We start from the raw sequence: 225 nt of genomic DNA on the forward strand, positions 1-225 counted from the left end.
TCCATCTCAACCGGACTAGCCGGCAGACTCACCGTCAACTGCTGCTGCTTCTGCTCGACTACCGCTTGTACGGATTCCGCGGCCTGATTGACTAGCTCGTCTAAACTGACGTTCGTTTTGCGGAGTTCGATCTTACCCTGACTAATGCGGCTGACATCCAACAGATCATCGACCATGCGTACCAGGTGATTGGTCTGCCGATTCATCATCTCCAGCACGGACTTA

General features: G+C 53.3%; 1 protein-coding gene. It reads right to left on the bottom strand.

Annotated elements, in window-relative coordinates; genetic code table 11:
* The coding region (locus BWI93_RS27685) for a sensor histidine kinase (RefSeq protein WP_369679107.1) at window positions 1-225 on the bottom strand (225 nt) is incomplete at both ends.

The sequence above is a fragment of the Siphonobacter sp. BAB-5385 genome (assembly GCF_002261125.1).
Classification (GTDB): Bacteria; Bacteroidota; Bacteroidia; order Cytophagales; family Spirosomataceae; genus Siphonobacter.